At 49.6% G+C, this 24045-nt stretch carries 22 protein-coding genes and 5 tRNA genes; 13 read left to right on the forward strand and 14 right to left on the reverse strand.

Annotated features, from left to right (window positions below; genetic code table 11):
- Window positions 1-37: 37 nt before the first annotated feature.
- The 13 genes from recA (at window position 38) to luxS (ending at window position 9796) form a co-directional block, all read left to right on the forward strand.
- Window positions 38-1102 carry a recombinase RecA gene (gene recA / locus GC128_RS15490; RefSeq protein ID WP_064513292.1) on the forward strand — a complete coding sequence of 355 codons (1065 nt, stop codon included), beginning with the start codon at window positions 38-40 and terminating at the stop codon, window positions 1100-1102.
- 75 nt (window positions 1103-1177) lie between these two features.
- Window positions 1178-1675, forward strand: a complete 498-nt coding sequence (locus tag GC128_RS15495; protein WP_151995068.1) for a regulatory protein RecX — start codon at window positions 1178-1180, stop codon at window positions 1673-1675.
- 289 nt (window positions 1676-1964) lie between these two features.
- Window positions 1965-4592, forward strand: coding sequence for an alanine--tRNA ligase (alaS, locus tag GC128_RS15500; RefSeq protein ID WP_151995069.1), 2628 nt, complete (start codon window positions 1965-1967; stop codon window positions 4590-4592).
- A gap of 249 nt (window positions 4593-4841) precedes the next feature.
- The gene (gene csrA, locus GC128_RS15505; protein WP_013574027.1) at window positions 4842-5027 is read left to right on the forward strand and encodes a carbon storage regulator CsrA; all 186 of its coding nucleotides are present in this window, start codon (window positions 4842-4844) and stop codon (window positions 5025-5027) included.
- Between the two features lie 325 nt (window positions 5028-5352).
- Window positions 5353-5445: transfer RNA gene (locus GC128_RS15510), tRNA-Ser, on the forward strand.
- A gap of 4 nt (window positions 5446-5449) precedes the next feature.
- Window positions 5450-5526: transfer RNA gene (locus GC128_RS15515), tRNA-Arg, on the forward strand.
- A 196-nt stretch (window positions 5527-5722) separates the two neighbouring features.
- Window positions 5723-5799, forward strand: a tRNA-Arg gene (locus GC128_RS15520).
- Between the two features lie 62 nt (window positions 5800-5861).
- Window positions 5862-5938, forward strand: a tRNA-Arg gene (locus tag GC128_RS15525).
- Window positions 5939-6002: 64 nt separating this feature from the next.
- Window positions 6003-6079: transfer RNA gene (locus GC128_RS15530), tRNA-Arg, on the forward strand.
- 295 nt (window positions 6080-6374) lie between these two features.
- The gene (yqaB, locus tag GC128_RS15535) at window positions 6375-6941 is read left to right on the forward strand and encodes a fructose-1-phosphate/6-phosphogluconate phosphatase (protein ID WP_151995070.1); all 567 of its coding nucleotides are present in this window, start codon (window positions 6375-6377) and stop codon (window positions 6939-6941) included.
- Entirely contained in the window at window positions 6938-7366 is a 429-nt protein-coding gene (locus GC128_RS15540; RefSeq protein WP_151995071.1) for a YqaA family protein, read from the forward strand. Before yqaB ends, GC128_RS15540 begins: the two co-directional genes overlap by 4 nt.
- A gap of 203 nt (window positions 7367-7569) precedes the next feature.
- The gene (gshA, locus tag GC128_RS15545; RefSeq protein ID WP_151995072.1) at window positions 7570-9126 is read left to right on the forward strand and encodes a glutamate--cysteine ligase; all 1557 of its coding nucleotides are present in this window, start codon (window positions 7570-7572) and stop codon (window positions 9124-9126) included.
- A gap of 154 nt (window positions 9127-9280) precedes the next feature.
- On the forward strand, window positions 9281-9796 hold the full coding sequence (gene luxS, locus GC128_RS15550; RefSeq protein WP_151995073.1) for an S-ribosylhomocysteine lyase: 516 nt from the start codon (window positions 9281-9283) through the stop codon (window positions 9794-9796).
- A gap of 61 nt (window positions 9797-9857) precedes the next feature.
- Here luxS and emrB read toward each other — a convergent pair whose 3' ends face one another.
- The 14 genes from emrB to GC128_RS15620 form a co-directional block, all read right to left on the reverse strand.
- The gene (emrB, locus tag GC128_RS15555; RefSeq protein WP_064543974.1) at window positions 9858-11396 is read right to left on the reverse strand and encodes a multidrug efflux MFS transporter permease subunit EmrB; all 1539 of its coding nucleotides are present in this window, start codon (window positions 11394-11396) and stop codon (window positions 9858-9860) included.
- 15 nt (window positions 11397-11411) lie between these two features.
- Window positions 11412-12584, reverse strand: a complete 1173-nt coding sequence (gene emrA, locus GC128_RS15560) for a multidrug efflux MFS transporter periplasmic adaptor subunit EmrA (protein ID WP_151995074.1) — start codon at window positions 12582-12584, stop codon at window positions 11412-11414.
- Between the two features lie 134 nt (window positions 12585-12718).
- A complete protein-coding gene (gene mprA, locus GC128_RS15565; protein ID WP_151995075.1) occupies window positions 12719-13249 on the reverse strand; it encodes a transcriptional repressor MprA in 531 nt (176 codons plus the stop codon).
- Window positions 13250-13333: 84 nt separating this feature from the next.
- Window positions 13334-13675, reverse strand: a complete 342-nt coding sequence (gene ygaH / locus GC128_RS15570) for an L-valine transporter subunit YgaH (protein ID WP_151995076.1) — start codon at window positions 13673-13675, stop codon at window positions 13334-13336.
- Window positions 13672-14412 (reverse strand): AzlC family ABC transporter permease, encoded by a 741-nt coding sequence (locus tag GC128_RS15575; RefSeq protein WP_151995077.1) that lies wholly within the window; start codon window positions 14410-14412, stop codon window positions 13672-13674. The genes ygaH and GC128_RS15575 overlap by 4 nt, the downstream gene beginning before the upstream one ends.
- A gap of 124 nt (window positions 14413-14536) precedes the next feature.
- Entirely contained in the window at window positions 14537-15712 is a 1176-nt protein-coding gene (locus GC128_RS15580) for an MFS transporter (protein WP_151995078.1), read from the reverse strand.
- A gap of 118 nt (window positions 15713-15830) precedes the next feature.
- Window positions 15831-16823: a glycine betaine/L-proline ABC transporter substrate-binding protein ProX gene (proX, locus tag GC128_RS15585; protein ID WP_151995079.1), complete on the reverse strand. Its 993-nt coding sequence runs from the start codon at window positions 16821-16823 to the stop codon at window positions 15831-15833.
- A gap of 54 nt (window positions 16824-16877) precedes the next feature.
- Entirely contained in the window at window positions 16878-17957 is a 1080-nt protein-coding gene (proW, locus tag GC128_RS15590; protein WP_151995080.1) for a glycine betaine/L-proline ABC transporter permease ProW, read from the reverse strand.
- A complete protein-coding gene (proV, locus tag GC128_RS15595) occupies window positions 17954-19153 on the reverse strand; it encodes a glycine betaine/L-proline ABC transporter ATP-binding protein ProV (protein ID WP_151995081.1) in 1200 nt (399 codons plus the stop codon). The genes proW and proV overlap by 4 nt, the downstream gene beginning before the upstream one ends.
- Before the next feature lie 444 nt (window positions 19154-19597).
- On the reverse strand, window positions 19598-20560 hold the full coding sequence (nrdF, locus tag GC128_RS15600) for a class 1b ribonucleoside-diphosphate reductase subunit beta (protein WP_151995082.1): 963 nt from the start codon (window positions 20558-20560) through the stop codon (window positions 19598-19600).
- 9 nt (window positions 20561-20569) lie between these two features.
- Window positions 20570-22717, reverse strand: coding sequence for a class 1b ribonucleoside-diphosphate reductase subunit alpha (gene nrdE, locus GC128_RS15605; protein WP_151995083.1), 2148 nt, complete (start codon window positions 22715-22717; stop codon window positions 20570-20572).
- Window positions 22690-23100, reverse strand: coding sequence for a class Ib ribonucleoside-diphosphate reductase assembly flavoprotein NrdI (nrdI, locus tag GC128_RS15610; protein WP_151995084.1), 411 nt, complete (start codon window positions 23098-23100; stop codon window positions 22690-22692). The genes nrdE and nrdI overlap by 28 nt, the downstream gene beginning before the upstream one ends.
- Window positions 23097-23333, reverse strand: coding sequence for a glutaredoxin-like protein NrdH (gene nrdH / locus GC128_RS15615; RefSeq protein WP_151995085.1), 237 nt, complete (start codon window positions 23331-23333; stop codon window positions 23097-23099). The genes nrdI and nrdH overlap by 4 nt, the downstream gene beginning before the upstream one ends.
- A 208-nt stretch (window positions 23334-23541) precedes the next feature.
- A complete protein-coding gene (locus GC128_RS15620) occupies window positions 23542-23970 on the reverse strand; it encodes a carboxymuconolactone decarboxylase family protein (protein ID WP_151995086.1) in 429 nt (142 codons plus the stop codon).
- Window positions 23971-24045: the final 75 nt, after the last annotated feature.

Raw genomic sequence — 24045 nt, forward strand, 5'->3', positions numbered from 1 at the left:
GCACATCCGTGTATCACCCTGCATGACAGGAGTAAAAATGGCTATCGACGAAAACAAACAGAAGGCGTTAGCGGCAGCACTTGGCCAAATTGAAAAACAGTTTGGTAAAGGCTCCATCATGCGTCTGGGTGAAGACCGTACCATGGATGTGGAAACGATCTCTACCGGTTCACTTTCACTGGATATTGCGCTTGGTGCCGGTGGCTTACCAATGGGCCGTATCGTTGAAATTTACGGGCCAGAATCCTCTGGTAAAACGACGCTGACTTTGCAAGTTATCGCCGCCGCTCAACGTGAAGGTAAAACGTGTGCGTTTATCGATGCCGAGCACGCTCTGGACCCGATTTACGCTAAGAAACTGGGCGTAGATATCGACAACCTGCTTTGTTCACAGCCAGACACTGGCGAACAAGCGTTGGAAATCTGTGATGCGCTGGCACGTTCCGGTGCAGTAGACGTACTGGTTGTTGACTCCGTTGCCGCTCTGACGCCGAAAGCTGAAATTGAAGGCGAAATCGGTGACTCTCATATGGGCCTCGCGGCACGTATGATGAGCCAGGCAATGCGTAAACTGGCAGGTAACCTTAAGCAATCCAACACCCTGCTTATCTTCATCAACCAGATTCGTATGAAAATTGGTGTGATGTTCGGTAACCCAGAAACCACTACTGGTGGTAACGCGCTGAAGTTCTACGCTTCTGTACGTCTGGATATTCGTCGCATTGGTGCGGTGAAAGATGGCGATAACGTGGTGGGTAGTGAAACTCGCGTTAAAGTGGTGAAAAACAAAATTGCTGCACCATTTAAACAAGCTGAATTCCAGATCATGTACGGTGAAGGTATCAACTTCTACGGTGAGCTGGTTGACTTAGGCGTGAAGCACAAGCTGATCGAAAAAGCAGGAGCCTGGTACAGCTACAACGGTGAGAAGATTGGCCAGGGCAAATCAAACTCCAGTAACTTCCTGAAAGAAAACAAGCCAATGGCTGCTGAAATCGAGAAGAAACTGCGTGATATGCTGCTGAATAATCCAGATGGCACACCAGACTTTGTTGCTGATGACCACGACAAAGACGTTGCTGAGTCCAAAGAAGACTTCTAAATCCCATAAGGGCTGCTACGGCAGCCCTTATTTGTTTCTGCCTTACTCCATTTTCTTTTAAACAGGTTATCCGCTATGCCTGCCGAATCTACTTCCCGCCGCAGTCCTTATTCCCGCTTATTAGACAAAGCCACTCGTATCCTGGCGATGCGCGATCACAGTGAACAAGAACTTCGCCGTAAACTCGCGACACAGCCTACGTTTCCCGGAAAACCAAGATCTGAAGAAGACCCATTCACACCTGAAGATATCGAAAAAGTCATTGCCTGGTGTTATGAACACCGCTGGTTGGACGATGCTCAATTTGCCTCACGTTTTATCGCAAGCCGCAGCCGCAAAGGTTATGGCCCGCAACGTATCCGCCAGGAATTGCAGGGCAAAGGTATCGCGCGTGATCTGAGCGAAGCCGCAATGGAAAATTGCGAAATAGACTGGCAAGAGATGGCTCGAGACATTGCCGAGCGAAAATTTGGCGAGCAACTTCCGACAGAATGGAAAGAGCGAGCTAAAGTGCAGCGTTATCTTCAGTATCGTGGCTTCTATATGGAAGACATCCAGGCTGTTTATTCTTGATATACCCTTCATACTTAAAGTTGCCTCGGCGTTAGCTTCACTCGTTCACCCGAATCACTTACTGGAGTAAGCTCATCGGGATTTTCTCGCTTGCCGCCTTGACGCAACTTTAATTATTTTGGGTATAAAAACCGAAATTTTTCCGATTAGGCATACACGGGATTTTACTTCCCTCATAAGAAAACTTATCTTATTCCCACTTTTTCCAGGTAAACAGGTCAAGACCAAAGCAACAAAATTGGCTATGACCGGTTTGCTAACTCCTCGTTAGCTTGATTTCAGGATAATTATGAGCAAGAGCACCGCTGAGATCCGTCAGGCGTTTCTCGATTTTTTCCATAGTAAAGGTCACCAGGTTGTAGCGAGTAGCTCCCTGGTTCCGAATAACGATCCTACTTTGCTGTTTACCAATGCCGGGATGAATCAGTTCAAGGATGTTTTCCTTGGTCTCGACAAGCGTAACTATTCCCGTGCAACAACGTCTCAACGTTGTGTCCGCGCCGGTGGTAAGCACAATGATCTGGAAAACGTCGGTTACACTGCCCGTCACCATACTTTCTTTGAAATGCTGGGTAACTTCAGCTTCGGTGATTACTTCAAACATGATGCCATTAACTTCGCATGGGAATTATTGACCGGCGAACAGTGGTTTAATCTGCCAAAAGATCGTCTTTGGGTCACTGTTTACGAGACTGACGACGAAGCGTTTGAAATCTGGGAAAAAGAAGTTGGTGTGCCACGCGAGCGCATTATTCGCATTGGCGATAATAAAGGTGCTGCATATGCATCTGACAACTTCTGGCAAATGGGTGATACCGGCCCATGCGGCCCATGTACCGAAATCTTTTTCGACCACGGCGACCATATTTGGGGCGGCCCTCCGGGCAGCCCGGAAGAAGATGGCGACCGCTATATCGAGATCTGGAACCTGGTCTTCATGCAGTTCAACCGTCAGCAGGATGGCACAATGCTGCCATTGCCTAAGCCGTCGGTTGATACCGGTATGGGTCTGGAGCGTATTGCTGCTGTTCTGCAACACGTTAACTCCAACTATGAAATCGACTTGTTCAGCAAGCTGATTCAGTCTGTTGCCAAAGTGACTGGTGCAACCGACCTGACCAGCAAATCGCTGCGTGTTATTGCTGACCATATTCGTTCTTGCGCATTCCTTGTTTCTGATGGCGTTACTCCGTCGAACGAAGGCCGTGGCTACGTGCTACGCCGCATCATTCGTCGTGCAATCCGTCATGGCAACATGTTGGGTGCGAAAGAAACCTTCTTCTACAAACTGGTTGGCCCATTAGTAGAAGTCATGGGTGCAGCGGGTGAAGAACTGCATCGTCAGCAAGCGCTGGTTGAACAAGTTCTGAAAACCGAAGAAGAGCAGTTTGCACGTACGCTTGAGCGTGGCCTGGCATTGCTGGATGAAGAACTGGCTAATCTGAAGGGTGATACTCTGGATGGCGAAACCGCTTTCCGTCTGTATGACACCTACGGTTTCCCGGTTGACCTGACGGCGGATGTTTGCCGTGAGCGTAACCTGAAAGTTGATGAAGCAGGCTTTGAAGCTGCGATGGAAGAACAACGCCGTCGTGCGCGTGAGTCCAGCGGTTTCAGCGCTGACTACAACAATATGATCCGCGTTGATTCAGCCACAGCGTTTAAAGGTTACGACCACACTGATTTAACTGCTAAAGTCACCGCGCTATTTGTTGATGGCAAAGCTGTTGAACAAATTACTGCCGGTCAAGAAGCTGTTGTGGTGCTCAATGAGACCCCATTCTATGCGGAGTCTGGCGGCCAGGTCGGTGATAAAGGCGCGATTAAGGGTAACGGCATAGACTTTGCTGTTAACGATACGCAGAAATATGGTCAGGCGATCGGTCATCTGGGCAAGCTCGTTTCTGGTGTTGTGAAAGTGGGCGATAGCGTAAAAGCTGAAGTTGATGAAGAGCGCCGTTCGCGTATTCGTCTGAACCACTCTGCAACTCACTTGCTGCACGCAGCACTGCGTCAGGTACTTGGCACGCATGTCGCGCAGAAAGGTTCTTTGGTTAACGATAAAGGCCTGCGTTTTGACTTCTCTCATTTTGAGGGAATGAAACCTGCAGAAGTGCGTGCGGTTGAAGATATCGTCAATGCGCAGATTCGTCGCAACCTGCCAATCGAAACCAACGTCATGGATCTGGAAGCTGCTAAAGCTAAAGGTGCAATGGCGCTGTTTGGTGAGAAATATGATGACCATGTGCGCGTGCTCAGCATGGGTGATTTCTCAACTGAACTGTGTGGTGGTATTCACGCAAATCGCACTGGTGATATTGGCCTGTTCCGTATTGTTGCGGAATCCGGTACTGCTGCGGGCGTACGTCGTATCGAAGCTGTGACAGGTGAAGGTGCGTTGGCAAACCTGCATGCGCAGAGCGAACAACTACAGGATATTGCTCAACTGCTTAAAGGTGACAGCCTGAACCTGAACGAGAAAGTGCGTTCGGTACTGGAGCGTACCCGTCAGCTTGAAAAAGAGTTGCAGCAGTTGAAAGAACAGCAGGCTGTGCAGGAAAGTGCAAACCTTTCCAGCAAAGCTGTCGATGTAAAAGGCGTGAAACTCCTCGTGAGTGAGCTCGCCAACGTCGAACCGAAGATGTTGCGTACTATGGTTGATGATCTGAAAAATCAGCTGGGTTCGGCAATCATCGTTCTGGCGACGGTATCAGAAGGTAAAGTTTCTCTGATTGTGGGTGTCTCTAAAGATGTGACCGACCGTGTGAAAGCGGGGGAGCTGATTGGGGTTATCGCTCAGCAAGTCGGAGGCAAAGGGGGCGGTCGTCCAGATATGGCTCAGGCAGGTGGTACAGACACGGCGGCATTGCCTGGTGCTCTGGCCGGTGTTGAAGCCTGGGTCGCGGCTAAGCTCTAAGTAAAAAAATAAAGTGCAGACAGACGCCATAACTCATTCAGGTTATGGCGTCTTCTTAATCTGCACACACTCAATAATGATAAAGTCAGGTTAAAGTTGCGTATATCGGCTAGACTTAGTCATAACAGAAGGTAATGTCGTGGTCATTGACAGTTTATGTGTTTGTCACCACTTACTTTTTGGCGTATATGATGGAGAATGCCGGGATACAGAGAGACCCGACTCTTTTAATCTTTCAAGGAGCAAAGAATGCTGATTCTAACTCGTCGAGTTGGTGAGACCCTCATGATTGGGGATGAGGTGACCGTGACAGTGCTTGGGGTAAAAGGTAACCAGGTTCGTATTGGTGTTAATGCCCCTAAGGAAGTTTCTGTTCACCGTGAAGAGATCTACCAACGTATCCAGGCTGAAAAATCGCAACAAACGAGTTACTAAAGTTACTGCGTCTCGCTAATCACTAGCGAGACGCTTCCTTTAGCGCACCATTTTCTTCGCTTTATCCCGCAATACTCCCTTCATTTCTCGTTATCACCATAATTTCTTATTCATCCCGAATGCTTTCATTTTGCTATTACCCTTATCCTGTCTGTTGATAAAACACTCTTTTTGCTGTCAATTCGGCCTGATTGTGCGTGAAGTGTGCAATTGATTATTAGTTGGGAAAAATTGTTTGACTTATAAGTGCAGGAAAGTAATATGTGCGCCACGCAGTGCCGATGAGCAGAAACAAGTTCAACGGTACACCTCGAAAGAGGCGTGTGGTGAGGTGGCCGAGAGGCTGAAGGCGCTCCCCTGCTAAGGGAGTATGCGGTCAAAAGCTGCATCCGGGGTTCGAATCCCCGCCTCACCGCCATTTTGCACCCATAGCTCAGCTGGATAGAGTACTCGGCTACGAACCGAGCGGTCGGAAGTTCGAATCTTCCTGGGTGCACCATTCTTCCTACTACCATTTTGCGACGGTAGTGTTCCAAAGAAAGTTAATTTCTTAAGGAGCGACAGGGAGAAAACGTTGCTTTAGCAACGGCCCGTTTGGGCAAGCACCGTGAGTAACTCTCCGGATGCACCATCTAGTTTGATGTTGTTTAGAACAACAAACAGCATTAAGTCAGCAGTAAAAGAAGTAATCCTGTGCACCCATAGCTCAGCTGGATAGAGTACTCGGCTACGAACCGAGCGGTCGGAAGTTCGAATCTTCCTGGGTGCACCATTCTTCTTCGATATTGTAGTAAGTTCAACGACATTGAATCAGCAGTAAAGTAATACCCCGATGCACCCATAGCTCAGCTGGATAGAGTACTCGGCTACGAACCGAGCGGTCGGAAGTTCGAATCTTCCTGGGTGCACCATTCTTCTTCGATGTTACGGCAAGTTCAGTAATATCGAGTCAGAAGTCAAAAGCAGTAACCCGATGCACCCATAGCTCAGCTGGATAGAGTACTCGGCTACGAACCGAGCGGTCGGAAGTTCGAATCTTCCTGGGTGCACCATATTTCCTCCAAATACCAGTAATGGTAGCGCTTCAGAGAAATTCGATTTCTCAGCAAGCACAAGGGAAGATAACGTTGCTTCAGCAACGGCCCGAAGGGTGAGCCTTCGGCGAGTAATCTTCCTGGGTGCACCATCTTTTCCAAGTTTTACCTCCTGAATTTCAAAAACAAAATCCCCTATAGCGCCATATTTACCCATTAGTCACCTTCTGAACTATCTCAATTACAAATAAGCGACAATATTATTGGTTTACGATAAAGTAACGCCTCAATATTGAGTGATGTGAGGGATGAGATGTACGAACGTTACGAAGGTCTAATTTTCGATATGGACGGAACCATCCTCGATACCGAACCTACACATCGCAAGGCGTGGCGTGAGACGCTGGCAGGCTATGGCATGCAATTCGATGAACAAGCAATGGTTGCGTTGAATGGTTCACCTACCTGGCGTATTGCACAGGCAATTATCGAACTCAATCGTGCAGATCTTGACCCTCATCGCCTGGCGCAAGAAAAGACGCAAGCCGTGAGAGCTATGCTTCTTGATACTGTGCGCCCACTTCCCCTCATTGATATTGTCAAATCCTGGCATGGGCGTCGCCCAATGGCTGTAGGTACGGGCAGTGAAAGCGATATCGCCGAAGCGCTGCTCAACCATTTAGGCTTACGGCAGTATTTCTCTGCTGTTGTTGCCGCAGACCATGTCAAAAATCACAAACCCGCTCCCGATACTTTTTTGCTGTGCGCTGAATTAATGGGCGTCGCACCAAATAAATGTGTGGTGTTTGAAGATGCAGATTTTGGCCTGGAAGCTGCAAGAGCGGCGGGAATGGATGGCGTGGACGTCCGTTTGCTGTGAGTGAAGGACTATCACTTTTTTCATTATTTACCAGTAGCTTTCTAAGCGCTACGTTATTGCCAGGAAGTTCCGAAGTGGTGCTGGTAGCACTATTAGTTGCAGGCTCTGGCCCAACCTGGCTACTCATCTTAATAGCAACAATGGGTAATAGCCTTGGCGGCTTAACTAACGTTATTCTGGGGCGCTTTTTTCCATTGCGGGAACAATCGCGCTGGTATGGGAAAGCAACTGGCTGGCTGGTACGTTTCGGCCCGGCAACATTATTACTCAGTTGGCTGCCTGTAGTAGGCGATCTACTGTGCCTGTTAGCTGGCTTATTACGAATGAACTGGGGACCGGTAATCTTTTTTTTATGCCTTGGTAAAGCGCTTCGCTATATCGTTGTAGCGGCTGCAACGGTACAGGGCATCGCGTGGTGGCACTAATTGCATGGACTGAAATACCCGTTATCTTTCAAGCTGCAGGTGTGTTGGCTGCAATCGCAAACCCAGTTACTTACTCAAGTAAGCTCCTGGGCATTTGCTCTCTTGCCGCCTTCCTGCAGCTCGAAATCTAAAGGGTATAATTATCATCGCCATTTAAAACAATTATGCTTAATAAAAATGAATTCGACAGGCGGGAGGTCAATTTGATCCCGAACGTATCACAGGCGCTGGCCTGGCTGGAACAGCATCCTCAGGCAGTTAAAGGTATTTGTCGTGGTCTTGAGCGTGAAACGCTGCGAGTCACACCAGATGGTCAGTTGGCAACAACAGGCCACCCGGAAAGCCTTGGTTCAGCGCTGACACACAAATGGATTACTACTGATTTCGCGGAAGCGCTACTGGAGTTTATTACTCCAGTTGATGGTGATATCGACCATATGCTGACATTCATGCGCGATCTCCATCGCCATACAGCCCGTGAACTGGGTGATGAGCGTATGTGGCCGCTTAGCATGCCGTGTTATATCAACGATGGTCAGAATATCGAACTGGCGCAGTATGGCTCGTCCAACAACGGGCGTTTTAAAACGTTATACCGTGAAGGTTTGAAAAACCGTTACGGTGCGTTGATGCAGACTATTTCGGGCGTGCACTACAACTTTTCGCTGCCGCTAGAGTTCTGGAAGGCGCGTCTGGGTGTTGAAGATGCTGAAAGCGGCAAGGAAGCGATTTCCGCCGGGTACTTCCGCCTGATTCGTAACTATTACCGTTTTGGTTGGGTTATCCCATATTTGTTCGGAGCATCGCCGGCGATTTGCTCCTCCTTCCTGCAAGGGAAAGAGAGTGCACTGCCATTTGAAAAGACCGAATGTGGCATGAATTACCTGCCATATGCGACTTCATTGCGACTGAGCGACCTGGGCTACACCAATAAATCCCAGAGTAACCTTGGTATTACGTTTAATAATCTGGAGACTTATGTCGCCGGGTTGAAGCGAGCGATTAAAACGCCATCGGAAGAGTATGCGCAGATGGGCGTTGAGAAAGATGGCAAGCGCCTTCAAATCAACACCAACGTGCTGCAAATTGAAAATGAACTCTATGCACCTATTCGCCCTAAACGCGTTACAGGGCCTGGCGAGTCGCCTTCTGATGCATTGATGCGCGGCGGGATTGAATATATTGAAGTGCGTTCACTTGATATCAATCCGTTCTCACCAATTGGTGTTGATGAGCAGCAGGTTCGTTTCCTCGACCTGTTCATGATTTGGTGTGTGCTGGCAGATGCGCCTGAAATGAGCAGCGACGAATTGCTTTGCACCCGCACAAACTGGAATCGTGTGATTCTGGAAGGGCGCAAACCGGGCCTGACGCTGGGTATCGGTTGTGAAACTGCTCAGCATCCGTTGGCTAAAGTGGGCAAAGATTTGTTCACAGATTTACGCCGTGTTGCCGAAACGCTCGATGGCATCGCCGGGAATAGTGAATATCAGGATGTGTGTGACCAACTGGTTGCCTGCTTCGACGATCCAGAATTAACGTACTCAGCACGTATTCTGCGGTCTATGATTGATAATGGTATCGGCGGTACAGGTCTTGCCCTTGCTGAGCAATATCGTCAGATTTTGGTACAAGAGCCGCTGGAGATTTTGACAGAAGACGTGTTGCAGAAAGAACATGATGCTTCCTGGCAACGCCAGCGTGATATCGAAGCGAGTGATACCGAGCCGTTTGATGTGTGGCTTGAGAAACACGCTTAGTAGAAAAGAAAAAGGCCACAATCAGTGTGGCCAAAATATACATCTCTGAATCAGGGATGATGATAACAAATGCGCGTCTTTCATATACTCAGAGTAGTGTGAGAAAGAATGGTTCATTTTATTTTTAAAAAAATCACTTATCGGAGGTGATCAGATGCCGTTGTTGGATAGCTTCACAGTTGACCATACCCGCATGGGCGCACCAGCAGTGCGTGTAGCGAAAACGATGAATACGCCTCATGGCGATACTATCACTGTATTTGATCTGCGTTTTTGCATCCCGAACAAGGAAGTGATGCCAGAAAAAGGGATTCATACTCTTGAACACCTGTTTGCTGGTTTTATGCGTGACCACCTGAATGGGAATGGCGTAGAGATTATTGATATTTCGCCAATGGGCTGCCGTACGGGCTTCTACATGAGCTTGATTGGTGTACCTGAAGAGACTCGCGTTGCTGATGCATGGAAAGCGGCAATGGAAGATGTGCTGAAGGTGAAAGAGCAAAACCAGATCCCTGAGCTGAATGTTTACCAGTGTGGCACTTACCACATGCACTCGCTGCAAGAAGCACAGGATATCGCACGTCATATCCTTGAGCATGGTGTGAGCGTAAACAGCAATGAAGAGCTGGCTCTGCCGAAAGAGACGCTCAAAGAGCTGCATATTTAGTCTTGCTGGACTGTGAGTTAAAAGTAAAAAGGGGCCAATCGGCCCCTTTAGTATTTCTGACTTAGTGCGCTCCGCCACCACCACCACCGGCACCAAACGGTGGTCTGGCAAACCAGATTAAACCCAGCAATAGAATAAATATTCCTGCAGAAACCCAGAAAATCTCATTGGCTGAGATAATCAGCCCCTGATTGGTAATCTGCTGCGCAATATAGCCAGAGGCTTGTTGCGGTGACATCCCCAGATTTTCCAGTTTTGAATACATCTCCTGCGCATTTGGGTTAAACGGTGAAACGGACTCCGTTAACTGCGCGTGGTGTAACGCCTCGCGGTTAGTCCAGAGCGTCGTGGTTATCGACGTACCAATCGAACCAGCAAGGGTTCGGGTAAAGTTCGACAAACTCGATGCAGCGGCCATACGCTCAGGCGGCAACCCGGAAAGCGTAATTGTCGTCAGTGGCATAAAGAAACATGCCACAGCGAAGCCCTGAATAAACTGCGGCCAGGCCGATGCGCCGAAATCCATTCCCGGCTCGAAGGTATATGCACGCCAGTAGAAACAGACGGCGTACATAATAAAGCTGAATGTCACCAGCCTTCGCATATCGAGCTTATGAGCAAAACGCCCGATAATCGGCGACAGCAGCACAGGAAGAAGCCCGACCGGTGCCGATGCCAGACCTGCCCAGGTTGCCGTGTAGCCATATACCTCCTGCAATAGCTGCGGCAGTAACACAATTGCGCCGAAGTAGAGCATGTAGGCGAGACTGATACACAAGCAACCAATGGTGAAGTTTCGCGACTTAAACAACGACAAGTCGACTATCGGGTTGTCGTCCGTTAGCTCCCAGACAATCAAGAAACTTATCGTCACCACCGCGACGATTGTCAGAACAACCACTTCTGTTGAGTTAAACCAATCCAGCTCTTTACCGCGGTCGAGCATGATTTGCAGGCTACCAATACCCACCACCAACAGCGCAAGGCCGATGGCATCAATACGGCGCTGCTCGGTTTTGGTTTCACGACCACGCAAGGTTTGCATCGTCAGCAGAACGACCAGCGCACCGATTGGCACGTTGATAAAGAAGATCCAACCCCAGTGGTAGTTATCACTGATAAAACCACCGAGAATTGGCCCACAAATCGGTGCCACGATGACTGTCATCGACCACAGCGCCAGCGCGATACTTCGCTTAGCAGGCGGGTAGTTATTGAGCAGCAGACTTTGCGACAGCGGAATCAACGGCCCGGCAACGATCCCCTGGATAACGCGGAAGAAGATCAGCATCTCCAGACTTTTGGACACGCCGCAAGCCCATGAAGCCAGCACGAACAGAATCGTCGACCACATAAACAACTTCACTTCACCAAAGCGCTTAGCAAGCCACCCGGTGATAGGAATTGAGATGGCGTTGGCCACCCCAAATGAAGTGATAACCCAGGTCCCCTGGCTCAGAGATGAGCCAAGGTTACCGGCAATGGTCGGAATGGCCACGTTGGCGATGGTAGAATCCAGCACCTGCATAAAGGTCGCCAATGACAAGGCGATGGTCATGATGACCAGCGGTGCCCCTTCTAGCGGTTTTTGTTGTGCCATACAACCTCCGCTTTGTTAACCCGCATTGGCCTGGATGATGTTATTAATCAGCTCATTAGCAGGTGCCAGGTTAAGTTCGCGTGCGTTACTTTCATACACCGGAGAGTGACGCGTCTCGTTAGCCAGAATACTGCCTTCACGGTTGCTGGTATCCACGGTAACTAATGTGGATAGGCCAATACGTAGTGGATGTTCTTGAAGTTGCTTCGCATCAAGCTCAATACGTACTGGCAGGCGCTGAACGACTTTGATCCAGTTGCCGGTAGCGTTTTGTGCCGGGAGCAGTGAAAACGCGCTGCCGGTGCCCATGTCCAGGCCTACGACCTTGCCAGTGTATTCAATTTTGTCGCCGTAAATATCACTGACAACCGTTGCAGGTTGGCCGATACGTATATGCGCAAGCTGCGTCTCTTTAAAGTTCGCATCTACCCACAAACCACTTGCTGGCACGATAGCCATCAGAGGAGTTGTTGGGCTAATTTGCGCACCAACCTGAACAACGCGGCGTGAAACATAGCCGGTCATTGGGCTGACAATTTTGGTGCGGGCTAGCGCCATCCATGCGTTACGCAACTCGGCAGCCGCTTGTTTAACACTTGGCTGTTCTTCGAGTTTGCTACCCAGAACCATGGCCTGGTTTGCATTGTATTGTTGAATGGCAACATCCAGTTGCGCTTGAGCCGTCGCGACGGCATCTCGGGCGTGTTGCAATTCTTCACGGCCAATCAGGTTTGCGTTACCTAAAGGTACGCGGCGATTAAGGTCGCTTTGAGCTTGAGCAAGCGAAGTCTTTTGCAGCGCAATATTGGCCTGCAACTGCTTACTGTTAATCATTAACTGACGTGTCTGGCGCACGCTTGAAGCCAACACGGTTTGTGCCTGCTCAAAAGCTTGCTCAGCGTCAGCCTGGTCTAACGTCACCAGAACATCGCCCTGTTTAACGAAGTCGGTATTTTCAGCCCAAACTTTGGTTACGCTTCCGGAAACCTGGGACATTATCTGTACCTGATTACCGGCCACATACGCATCATCCGTATTTTCGTAGTGACGTAACACCAAAAACCAATAAATCCCATATGCCACAGCAATAATTACAAACAGCAGGGTCAACACAAGTAAGGCACCTTTACGTTTGCCTTTCTTGTTACCCGGCTGTTGCGGGGTTTGAGTCTCCGCATGTGCGCTCATGCTTATCTCCACACTTTTTTATTATAGTGATCGGCTGAGCCGACCTGTTAGACCCAACAGGCCAGCAAGGTAAGTTGCTGGCCTGTCGGTATTCATCTTTTTTGGGGTATTACGATTTCACGCGATGACAGCACTTAGCGCACGGCTTCAAGTACAGTCTGGTTTTCGTCCATTTCATCAAGGCGGGTCAGCAGTTTGCGGGTAATATTTTCCAACTGCTCTTTCTCCGTACCGCTCAGCGCAGACCACAGCTCATGCAGGCAGTGGTGTTGCGGCGGTAACACCTGACGTATGAATTCCTGACCTTTTTCGGTCAAATGCAGATGCAGGCAGCGGCGATCGTTATCGCTTTCACGGCGTTCGATCCAGCCACGCTTTTCAAGCTCATCGGCAATACGGGTCGCATTGGTACGGGAAGAACCCAAAGCACAGCTCAATTCTGAAGGCTGAATACTGTGGCTTTCCTGTGATTCAAGAGTGATCAACGCCATAAATAGCGTCTCGTTAATGCCCTGAGCTTTCAGCATTTTATTGCGGTTTTCCAAAAGCTTGCCCTGCATGTGCATGCACAGGCGCGTCAGCAGAACTTCCTGATATGGGAATTCCTCGTAGCGTTTGGCGCGAAATTTTAGCATTTGTTCAATGGGCGTAAACGAACTATCCATTTTGGCATAACCTCATTAGTTGCGGTCGATATAATAACGATGGTGACAAATAAAGTAAATGTATTGTTTATACGTTTTTTATCGTCAGACGGTGATCACCATCATGAGTTTCCAGGTTAATCCATAACCCAGAGCACTTAATAACGTCGGGATAATAATGCTGCGAGTCTTGTAATAACTCAGCCCGAGAATGATAAAGCCCATTAACGTCGGGACCAGACGCTGCGCATCGTGCATGATCTCAGGCACACTTGAGACCACCAGCAGAGCGCAAATTGACGCGATACCAATGCTATCGAGCAGTACGCCAGTCGCACCACGTTTGGCTGGGCGTGTCGAATTTGCCCTAATACGCAGAGGTAAATAGCGGAATAGATAGTTGGCAAGCCCGACCAGCAGACCCAGCAAAAGTACTTGTGTACTCATCCCGGTTCTCCTTGATAAAACGCCTGAATCAGTGCAGCCAGACAGCCACAGACAATGCCTGCGAGAATGGCCGCTGGAATCGAAACCAGCGTGACGCCCAACAGCGCGCCAGCAAGCGATGCGGTAACAGTCCAGGATTGCTTACGCTGGAATGACGCCAGCAAGAAGCTCAGGAATAGGGCAGGCAGCATAAAGCCTAACGCTGCTTCTACCGCCGGAAATTTATCCAGCAAACCATTACCAGACCATGAACCTAACGCGGTGCCCAATATCCATGAAAACCACGAACTGAATGCGATGCCGATCATCCAGTTTTCGCTCCAGCGACGATTATCACGGACCAGTTTCGCTGTTGCAGCAGCAAACACTTCGTCGGTCAGGCCAAAGGCCCAAATCGCGGTTTTAGGTTTACTTAGCTGGCGAGTGATTCGTTGGCGCAGGGAAGGGCCGTATAAGACGTGGCGCACATCCATTGCCATTACTGTTAATGCTGCAACCCAGAGTGAGCTACCCGCAGCCAGTAATGCGGTAATAACAAACTGGCTAGCGCCTGCATAAATAATGCAGGAGAAAAATAGACTTTCGAATGGGGTAAATCCTAGCTTTGTGGCATTCAGCCCAAACGCAAATGCTACCGGGATATAACTGATGACAATCGGTAAACTGTCTTTCAGCCCTTCAGCCCAGGTAGCATCGTTTTGATTATTATTTAATGGAACTTCTGCAGGACTATCCATATTAACTATTTATCTATTTCTGACGTTAATGTCACTCGAATGAACAAACAGGGATAACCTTAACAGACTGGTACGACCCTTAATACCCTAAATTATTCAAGGGGAATGTAAAGGATTAGTGCCATCACGGCTGACGGTGATAGCCACGCCACCACACTACTAAATTTAGTAGGGCGATGATGGCACCTGCCGCGCAAACGCCATTCCATCCAGCATGTTGATAAGCACTGGCAGAAATAACTGAACCTGCGGCACCACCAATAAAGTAGCTAGTCATGTAACCGGCTGTCAGGCGATTTCGTGCATCCGGCATCATGCGATAAATAACGGTTTGATTAGTGATATGTACACCCTGAACCGTTAAATCCAGCACCAGAATCCCGACGATAAGTGCTATCACAGAGAACTGACCCATGGCGACAGCAATCCACGACAGCAGTAGCAGCACCAGGCCAATTGTGGTGGTGAGATGCGCTTTGCCTTTGTCGGCAAACCCGCCAGCTGGACGAGCGCCCAGCGCACCCGCGGCACCCGCCAGGCCGAACAGGCCAATCGTAGCTTCAGAGAAGTTAAACGGTGGCGAAGCCAATAAAAATGCCATCGACGTCCACAGAATGCTGAAGTTGGCAAACGTCAGGCAGCCCAACAGAGCACGCGTTCGCAGCAGCGGGTTTTTGATAAAAAGGCCGAATACGGAAGAGAGTAATTGGGGATAATTCAGATGCGTTTCAGTCTTCACTTTCGGCAAGCCGCGCCACAGGGCTAAAGCCATCAAAACCATGAGAACACTGGCAACCCAGTAAACGGTACGCCATCCGCCGAGACTCGCCAACAACCCTGCAATGGTTCGTGCCAGTAAGATGCCGAGCAGCAGCCCGCTCATAATCGTGCCGACGACTTTGCCGCGTTTTTCTGGCTCGGCGAGCGTGGCCGCCAACGGCACCAGAATTTGTGCGACCACCGAGAACAAACCGGTTAGCGCGGTGCCTAGAATCATCACCCACAACGTCTGGCTCAGTGCGGTGATCACCATGCCGCCTGCGGCAAGCAGCGTCATAAACACAATCAAACTGCGGCGTTCAAACATATCGCCCAGTGGCACCAAAAGCAGCAAGCCTGCCGCGTAGCCCAGCTGCGCGGCGGTAACAATAAATCCGGCCTGGTTAATCGACAGGGAAAACGCATTGGCGATGGTATCGAGCAGCGGTTGCGCGTAGTAGTTGCTGGCAACGGCCAGACCCGTGGCGATAGACATCAGGACGATGAGCGCGGGGCTGAGTCCGTGGTGAGTATTTTTCATTCTTATTCTTCGGTTGGTAATGACAGGTCGCGAATGATAGCGAAAATTGAGGCTAGCAGGGGTTAGATTGTGCGGTAGGAAATTGGCGGGTGATGTGCATCTCCCGCCATAACAAGTTTTACTTCGTCGCTAATGCTTCTTTCACCCAGCCATCAAACTGTGCCTGGTGCGCTTTAATCCAGCCATCAACGTGACCCTGAATATCCGCTTCTGAGGATTTACCGTTATGCATCATCGCATTCTCGGCATTGATATCCGCCAGCGGCAGTTTCATCAGGCTAAACAGTTTCGCCGCCTGCGGGTTTTTCTCGGCCCAGGCCTTGTTTGCCACGATATGCATGGTGTTCACCGGGAAACCATAGTTCGCGCCGTTCGGCAGCTTAGTGTCGATATTCTTTTGCTCACCCGGCAAGGACGAGAACGGCACCTGCAACCACACCACATCTTTCCCAGGTTTGAGCACATCGCTCACCCAGTATGGCGTCCAGGTGTAATACAGTACCGGTTTGCCTTCTTTGTAACGCGCAATGGTATCCGCCATCATCGCTGAATAATTACCGTGGCTAACCGTTACCGTATCGGCCAGCTTATAGGCTTCGTTCTGATGGTTAATCACCGCTTCACAACCCCAACCCGGCGTACAACCCATCATGTCGGCTTTGCCATCGTCGTTGCTGTCGAACAGTTTGGCAATCTTCGGATCTTTTAACTGCTCAACGTTGGTAATGTGGTATTTATCTGCGGTCTTTTTATCAATGAGATAACCCTGCGCCGCACCGGTCACATACGTGCCTTCGCGATAAAACTTGTTACTGCCACCCGCAGCGGCATACATATCGTCATGCAGTGGCTGCCAGTTCACTGCGGTAAATGTGGCATCGCCGGAAGCAATCGAGGTGTAACCCACGTTGTAATCCACTTCGCTTGCCGTGTTTACGGTGTAACCCAGTTTTTCAAGGGCACGGCTGACAAGCTGTGTCTGGAAGGATTCTTCAGAAATGGTGCTTTGAATTGGCTGAACCGTAATGCCTTTACCCGGCAAGTCAGCGGCAAAAGTGCTGGTGGTAACGAGTGTGGCAAGAGCTGTCGCGAAAAGAGTCGTGTGTCGCATCGTTATTCCTGTTTTGGTGGTGGGCGTGAGGCGGCACGAATGCCGCCATCATGTTTATTTGATGAAGGGACGGGTCAAAAGACCAATTGGGCCGGTATTGAACCAGCGGCGGTTGCCACGGCTGCGCGAATCGCGGCCAATGGACTGAGTTAAGCGGTCGAGAATAATGGCCAGTATAACGATGCCGACGCCACCGACGGTCGCAAGACCCATATCGAGGCGGCCAATACCGCGCAGAACCATCTGGCCCAGACCACCAACGGCAATCATCGAGGCGATAACCACCATCGAAAGTGCCAGCATCAGTGTCTGGTTAACGCCCGCCATAATGGTCGGCATCGCCAGCGGTAACTGAACCTTGAACAACATCTGGCGCGGGCTTGCGCCAAACGAACGCGAGGCTTCAATTAGATCTTCCGGCACCTGCTTAATACCCAGAATCGTCAGGCGCACAATTGGCGGTAGGGCAAAGATAATCGTCACCACCACGCCAGGCACGTTACCGATACCGAACAACATTACGATTGGCACCAGATAAACAAACGCTGGGGTGGTTTGCATCGCATCCAATAATGGGCGAATTATTTTTGCTGCCCGTTCGCTGCGTGCCAGCCAAATCCCCAGCGGCAGGCCGATTATCATGCAGAACATCAGGGCCGTCAGCACCAGCGCCAGCGTCACCATAGCTTGTGACCAGGCACCAATCGCGCCAATCGCCACCAGTGAAATCAACGTTGCGATACCCATACCCAGGCTCGACATCTGCCAGGCAATCAGCGCAAACAGGATGATGGCAACTGGTGCAGGCATCCCCAGCAAGAAGTGCTGGAAGCCACTGAGGATGTAATCCACCGGCACGCGAATCCCCTGGAACACCGGGCGGAAGTGCGTCACCACCCAGTCGATACCGTGAGTTACCCAGCTATCGAGCGGGATCAGCGTCTTATGAAACGGATCGAGAATATTAAAATGTTCAGGTGCTGGAGCAGGGGCTGAATTCAGCCAGTCTGCACTGCTACTTGCAGCAGGCGTGGATGCCGCCTGGCTTCCCCACGCATCAGCAGTTGCAGCGGCATGGTTGGTTGTTGTGTCGGCAGCCGCACTGCCGGTATCCCACGGATTTGCTTCACTCATTGACTTACCCCTTCACGATCTAACGCCTGGAGTAGCACCCCTTTTGAGATGATACCCACGTACTGACTCTCTTCCCCAATAACCGGAACCGCGCACGGAGCCTGGCCGACATGGGTGAGCAACTCGCTCAGAGATGTATCAGCGGAAACTGCCGCTGGCGTTTCGAGGTAAGCGGTGTCCAGACCCTCGCCCGCAGCGAGTGCGGCTTTAAGAGAGTCGGTCGAGACAATACCGAGGAATTTTTGCCCGCGTTCGATGACATAACCGAATTCACGGTCTTCATCTTGCAGCAATTTCAGCGCAGAACGAGGGCCAAAACCGGCGGTTTTACGCAACAGACCAGCAGGGCTTCGGCGCGCAATATCTTTAGCGCTAAATACCTGACTAATATCCACACCGCGGAAGAAGGTGCGTACATAATCATTTGCCGGATTATTGAGGATTTCATCCGGTGTACCGACCTGTATTACTTCACCACCTTGCATAATGGCAATTCGGTCACCAATACGCATTGCTTCATCTAAATCGTGGGAAATAAATACAATGGTACGTTGGTGTTTAGCCTGTAATTTAATTAATTCATCCTGCATTTCAGTACGAATTAATGGATCGAGTGCGGAGAAGGCTTCATCCATCAATAATATATCTGGATTAATTGCCAATGCACGGGCTAAACCAACACGTTGGCGCATACCGCCAGAAAGCTCATCAGGATAAGCGTGGGAATAATTTTCAAGCCCTACCTGACGCAACGCATCCAGCGCTTTTTCCTGACGCTCTTTCAACGGAATTCCCGCTAATTCCATGCCAAAGGAAGTGTTATTTAACACTGTCATATGAGGCATCAAAGCAAATGACTGGAATACCATGGAGATCTTACTTTTGCGAACCTCGCGGAGTTCTGATTCTGATATTTTGGCGATATCAACGCCATCAATCAGTACCTGCCCACGGGTTGGTTCAATCAGGCGATTGAGAAGGCGAACCATGGTGGATTTACCGGAACCCGATAACCCCATGATGACAAAAATCTCGCCTTCTTCAATTGCCAGACTGGCGTCTTTTACGCCAAGCGACAGCCCTGTTTTTTCCAGTAGTTCAGCTTTTGAAATACCCTTTTCAATATATTTAAATGCGCGCTGTGGGTGCTCACCAAATACCTTATATAAATTCTTCACTTCAAGTTTAATTGCCATGCAATAAAGTTATTCCTGTATTTATATATTTATACACAATTCCTGATGGAAATATTCACTGCATATACCCTAACATACTCAGAATCTGAGACAACCCTCGATTTTCGATATATCGAATATCCACGCGGCTTGGGTGGGCAGAATTTCCCATGAGTAAAGGGCTGAGGGCAAATCAGAGAAAGATGATATTTTTTGTAAGCGAAGGCGAAATTTGCCTGAATAGCACGATATTCAGGCAAAAATGTAAACAGCAATTTTGTAGTATTTAATTAAAATATCAACGCCAGAAATGTGCGGTTTATTTGGCATAAATTACGTTAAGAAACCAAAATAATTCGAGTTGAGGGAAGGCGACAAAGCCGCAAGTCCCCAGGAGCATAGATAACTATGTGACTGGGGTGCGCGGGTGCAGTCAACGCACCTGCGGCTCGAAGTATGAAGGTTTTAAAAATCCCAATCTTCATCGATTGTTTCCACCGCTTTCCCCATTACATACGATGAGCCAGAACCCGAGAAAAAGTCATGGTTCTCGTCCGCATTGGGGGAGAGTGCTGCCAGTATCGCTGGGTTCACCTCTGCCATTTCAGGCGGGAATAGCGCGTTGTAACCCAGGTTCATTAACGCCTTATTCGCGTTGTAGCAAAGAAAGGCTTTCACCTCTTCCTGCCAACCCACATCACCGTATAGCGCATCGGTATAAGCGACTTCGTTATCGTAAAGATCCATCAGCAAATCAAGGGCAAAGTTTTGCAGTTCGGTCTGGCGCTCAATGCTTTGCTGCGCCAGCACTTTCTGGAATTTGTAACCGATATAATAACCGTGCACCGCTTCGTCGCGAATAATCAGGCGAATCAGGTCAGCCGTGTTAGTTAATTTGCCACGGCTCGACCAGTACATTGGTAAATAAAAGCCAGAATAGAAGAGGAAAGACTCCAGAAATACGCTGGCGATTTTCTTCTTCAACGGATCATTGGCGTGGTAATGAGCGAGGATAATTTGCGCCTTACGTTGTAGCGGCGGGTTTTCTTCGCTCCACGCATACGCCGCATCAACATCTTTAGTCTGGCAAAGCGTTGAGAAAATCGAGCTATAGGAGCGGGCGTGCACCGCTTCCATAAAGCTCACGTTAGACAAAACGGCTTCTTCATGCGGCGTAATCGCATCATTCATTAATACCGGCGCACCAACTGTATTCTGAATAGTGTCCAGTAGCGTCAATCCGGTAAACACGCGGATAGTCAGTTGCTGTTCTTCATCGCTGAGCGATTGCCAGGCCGGAATATCATTCGACAGTGGGATTTTCTCCGGCAACCAGAAATTGCTGGTCAGGCGATTCCACACTTCGAGATCTTTCTCATCCTCGATATTGTTCCAGTTGATGGCACTTACGCGGGTTAACTGAGTCATGTTTTCTCCTTATAAAGCGCAGGACACACAGCCCTGCACCTCCGTTCCATCCAGTGCCATCTGGCGCAAGCGAATGTAGTAGAGCGTCTTGATGCCTTTTTTCCAGGCATAAATCTGCGCTTTATTAATGTCACGAGTGGTGGCGGTATCGCGGAAAAACAGCGTCAGCGATAAACCTTGATCAACGTGGCGAGTGGCTTGCGCATAGGTGTCGATAATTTTTTCCGGGCCGATATCGTACGCATCCTGGTAAAACTCCAGGTTGTCGTTAGTCATAAACGGAGCCGGATAATAAACGCGCCCGATTTTGCCTTCTTTGCGAATCTCAATACGCGACACTATCGGGTGGATGCTTGATGTTGCGTGGTTGATATAAGAGATCGAACCCGTCGGTGGGATAGCCTGCAAATTCTGGTTATACAGGCCGTATTCCATCACGTCGTCACGCAACTGTTGCCACTCTTCGCGGGTGGGAATAGCGACCCCAGCTTTGGCAAATAACGCGCGCACCTTCTCGGTTTTTGGCTGCCATGTTTCGTGCAGATACTGGCGGAAATATTCGCCATTCGCATAACGTGATTGCTCGAAACCAGCGAAGCGCTGTTTGCGTTCTCGTGCCAGTAAATTGGATGTGCGTACTGCATGCCAGGTCACGGTATAAAAATAGAAATTGGTAAAATCCAGACCTTCTGGCGAACCGTAAGCAATACCTTCGCGCGCCAGATAACCGTGCAGATTCATCTGCCCGAGGCCGATGGCATGTGACGCGGCGTTTCCTGCTTCAATCGACGGAACTGAGCGAATGTGGCTCATATCGGAAACCGCCGTCAGCCCGCGAATTGCGACTTCGATAGTCTGGCCAAAATCGGGGGAATCCATGGTATGGGCGATATTCAGTGAGCCGAGATTGCAGGAAATATCTTTGCCTGTTTGTTGGTAATCGAGGTTTTCGTCGTAAGTAGAAGGGCTATTAACCTGCAAGATTTCTGAACACAGGTTGCTCATATTAATACGCCCGGCAATCGGGTTTGCGCGATTTACCGTGTCTTCAAACATGATGTACGGGTAACCAGACTCAAACTGGATCTCGGCCAGTGTCTGGAAGAAATCACGCGCATTAATAAAGGTTTTGCGAATACGCTCGTCCGACAGCATTTCTTCGTAAAGTTCACTGACGGCAATATCACCAAATGGCTTGCCGTAAAGACGCTCGACATCATAAGGCGAGAACAACGCCATCGGCTGGTTATCTTTCGCCAACTGGAAAGTGATATCCGGGATCACCACGCCAAGCGAGAGCGATTTGATGCGAATTTTTTCATCAGCATTTTCGCGCTTGGTGTCGAGAAAACGCAAAATATCGGGATGATGGGCGTGAAGATAAACCGCCCCCGCGCCCTGGCGCGCACCGAGCTGGTTGGCGTACGAAAATGCATCTTCCAGCATTTTCATCACCGGAATAACACCGGACGACTGGTTTTCGATGCGTTTAATCGGCGCGCCAACTTCACGCAAATTCGACAGCAGGAAAGCTACACCTCCGCCACGTTTCGAAAGCTGCAATGCGGAATTTACCGCACGGCCAATCGACTCCATATTGTCTTCAATTCGCAGTAAGAAGCAGGACACCAGTTCGCCGCGCTGCATTTTCCCGCAGTTCAGAAAAGTGGGCGTGGCAGGCTGGAATCGGCCGCTGAGCATCTCATCCATCAATTGCGTGGCGAGGTTTTCGTTACCCTGTGCCAGTGTTAACGCCACCATGCACACACGGTCCGGGAAATGTTCCAGATATTCTTTACCGTCGTAAGATTTCAGTGTGTAGCTGGTGTAATACTTCCATGCGCCGAGGAACGTTTTGAACTGGAAACCGCTGTTGAGCGCCTTCTCAAACAACGTGACAACAAAACGGCTGTCATAGCGTTGTAGCACGGCATTGTCGTAATAACCTTCTGCCACCAGGTAGTCGAGGCGAGCTTGCTGGTGGGGAAACTGGCGCGAACGGGGTAGCACATGTTGTTTATGGAATTGCTCTACCGCCAGCTTATCTTTCTCAAACTGGATATGGCCTGCGGAATCATAAAGATTCAACATGGCGTTGAGTGCGTGATAATCCGCGCTTTCCGTCGCCATTACGCTGATAGCTTCTGTCGTTGCCAAAATTCTTTGACTCCCTTACGCACGTTTTCAATATCTTGCTCGGTGCCGAGTAACTCAAAACGATAGAGATACGGTACCTGGCATTTCTGGGCTATCACGTCACCCGCCCGGCAAAATCCGTCGCCGAAATTACGATTACCGCTGGCAATCACACCGCGCAGTAACGAGCGATTCGTCGGATTATTTAAAAATCGAATCACCTGGGCCGGTACGGCACCGGCAATTCCACCACCGCCATAGCTGGGCACTATCAAAATATAAGGTTCTGTCACTTCCAGCCGCTGTTTGAAATCCAGCGGAATGCGCAGCGCGGGTAATTCCAGGCGTTCGACAAAACGCAGAGTATTTTCCGAGGTGCTTGAGAAGTAGACGAGTTTGCTCATGCAGTGGCTCGTAAGCGCAGGCGGTTGATCATATCCGGCCGGAATCCGCTCCAGCTCTCTTGTTCAGTGACCACAACAGGCAACTGGCGAAAACCTTTTTCCCGTAAATCATCAGCGGCTTCCGGGTGTAAATCGAGGTTAATCAGCTCAAAATCAAACCCACGGCTTTCCATTGCCCGCTTAGTGGCATGGCACTGAACACAGTCATTTCGAGTGTATATGGTAATGCGCATGATTCTTATTCTCTCTGTTGTTGAGAATATGAATACTAGATGTGGGTAATAAAATAATCAACCATACAAGATATAGTATTTTTGAATAAGGATAGAAAAGGTGATGAGCGGGGCGGGTTGCGGGAAAAAAGAATTTTTAGGGTGGATTAGCGCTAGCGAATCCACCACTATGGTGCGGGCGTCGCTGCGCCAATCCGACCAGAAAAAACTACATACGCATACTGATCGCCAGGCGGTTGAACGCATTCATCAGACTTGCAGTGAAAGTAAGATCGCTAATCTCTTGTGCGGTGAAGAATTGCAGTAGTGGCTGATAAACCGCATCTTCCGCGCCTTCAGTGATAAGAGTGATGGCTTCGGCCCAGGCTAATGCCGCGCGCTCTTTTTCACTGAAGTGATTACTCACTTTCCAGCCCGCCAATGCATCTAGCTTGGCCTGGTCTACGCCATCTTTGCGCAGTGCTTTTGAGTGCATCTCGAGGCAATAGGCGCAGCCGTTAATTTGCGAGACGCGCAGGAAAACAAGTTCAATCAGGGTCGAGCCGAGTGAGCTCGACTCCAGACCTTTCAGTGCCTGAAGCATTGGCTTGAATACGGCTGGGGAAAGGTCGTAGTAAGGCTGGCGTAGTTCAATCATGGGGTAATCCTCGTGTTGGTGTGAGGGCAATTTAACACTATGATGGACTACTAAAGAGAGCCATAAATTAACTAA

The sequence above is a fragment of the Buttiauxella massiliensis genome (genome assembly GCF_902500225.1).
GTDB classification, from domain to species: Bacteria; Pseudomonadota; Gammaproteobacteria; order Enterobacterales; family Enterobacteriaceae; genus Buttiauxella; species Buttiauxella massiliensis.

Excerpts from the sequence above, each read along its gene's own strand:
- alaS (WP_151995069.1), top strand. The coding sequence starts at position 1,965 with ATGAGCAAGAGCACCGCTGAGATCCGTCAGGCGTTTCTCGATTTTTTC.
- ygaH (WP_151995076.1), bottom strand. The coding sequence starts at position 13,675 with ATGAGTACACAAGTACTTTTGCTGGGTCTGCTGGTCGGGCTTGCCAAC.
- recA (WP_064513292.1), top strand. The coding sequence starts at position 38 with ATGGCTATCGACGAAAACAAACAGAAGGCGTTAGCGGCAGCACTTGGC.
- yqaB (WP_151995070.1), top strand. The coding sequence starts at position 6,375 with ATGTACGAACGTTACGAAGGTCTAATTTTCGATATGGACGGAACCATC.
- nrdH (WP_151995085.1), bottom strand. The coding sequence starts at position 23,333 with ATGCGCATTACCATATACACTCGAAATGACTGTGTTCAGTGCCATGCC.
- GC128_RS15495 (WP_151995068.1), top strand. The coding sequence starts at position 1,178 with ATGCCTGCCGAATCTACTTCCCGCCGCAGTCCTTATTCCCGCTTATTA.
- nrdI (WP_151995084.1), bottom strand. The coding sequence starts at position 23,100 with ATGAGCAAACTCGTCTACTTCTCAAGCACCTCGGAAAATACTCTGCGT.
- GC128_RS15580 (WP_151995078.1), bottom strand. The coding sequence starts at position 15,712 with ATGAAAAATACTCACCACGGACTCAGCCCCGCGCTCATCGTCCTGATG.
- emrB (WP_064543974.1), bottom strand. The coding sequence starts at position 11,396 with ATGGCACAACAAAAACCGCTAGAAGGGGCACCGCTGGTCATCATGACC.
- proV (WP_151995081.1), bottom strand. The coding sequence starts at position 19,153 with ATGGCAATTAAACTTGAAGTGAAGAATTTATATAAGGTATTTGGTGAG.
- emrA (WP_151995074.1), bottom strand. The coding sequence starts at position 12,584 with ATGAGCGCACATGCGGAGACTCAAACCCCGCAACAGCCGGGTAACAAG.
- proX (WP_151995079.1), bottom strand. The coding sequence starts at position 16,823 with ATGCGACACACGACTCTTTTCGCGACAGCTCTTGCCACACTCGTTACC.
- GC128_RS15620 (WP_151995086.1), bottom strand. The coding sequence starts at position 23,970 with ATGATTGAACTACGCCAGCCTTACTACGACCTTTCCCCAGCCGTATTC.
- csrA (WP_013574027.1), top strand. The coding sequence starts at position 4,842 with ATGCTGATTCTAACTCGTCGAGTTGGTGAGACCCTCATGATTGGGGAT.
- proW (WP_151995080.1), bottom strand. The coding sequence starts at position 17,957 with ATGAGTGAAGCAAATCCGTGGGATACCGGCAGTGCGGCTGCCGACACA.
- nrdF (WP_151995082.1), bottom strand. The coding sequence starts at position 20,560 with ATGACTCAGTTAACCCGCGTAAGTGCCATCAACTGGAACAATATCGAG.
- mprA (WP_151995075.1), bottom strand. The coding sequence starts at position 13,249 with ATGGATAGTTCGTTTACGCCCATTGAACAAATGCTAAAATTTCGCGCC.
- GC128_RS15575 (WP_151995077.1), bottom strand. The coding sequence starts at position 14,412 with ATGGATAGTCCTGCAGAAGTTCCATTAAATAATAATCAAAACGATGCT.
- luxS (WP_151995073.1), top strand. The coding sequence starts at position 9,281 with ATGCCGTTGTTGGATAGCTTCACAGTTGACCATACCCGCATGGGCGCA.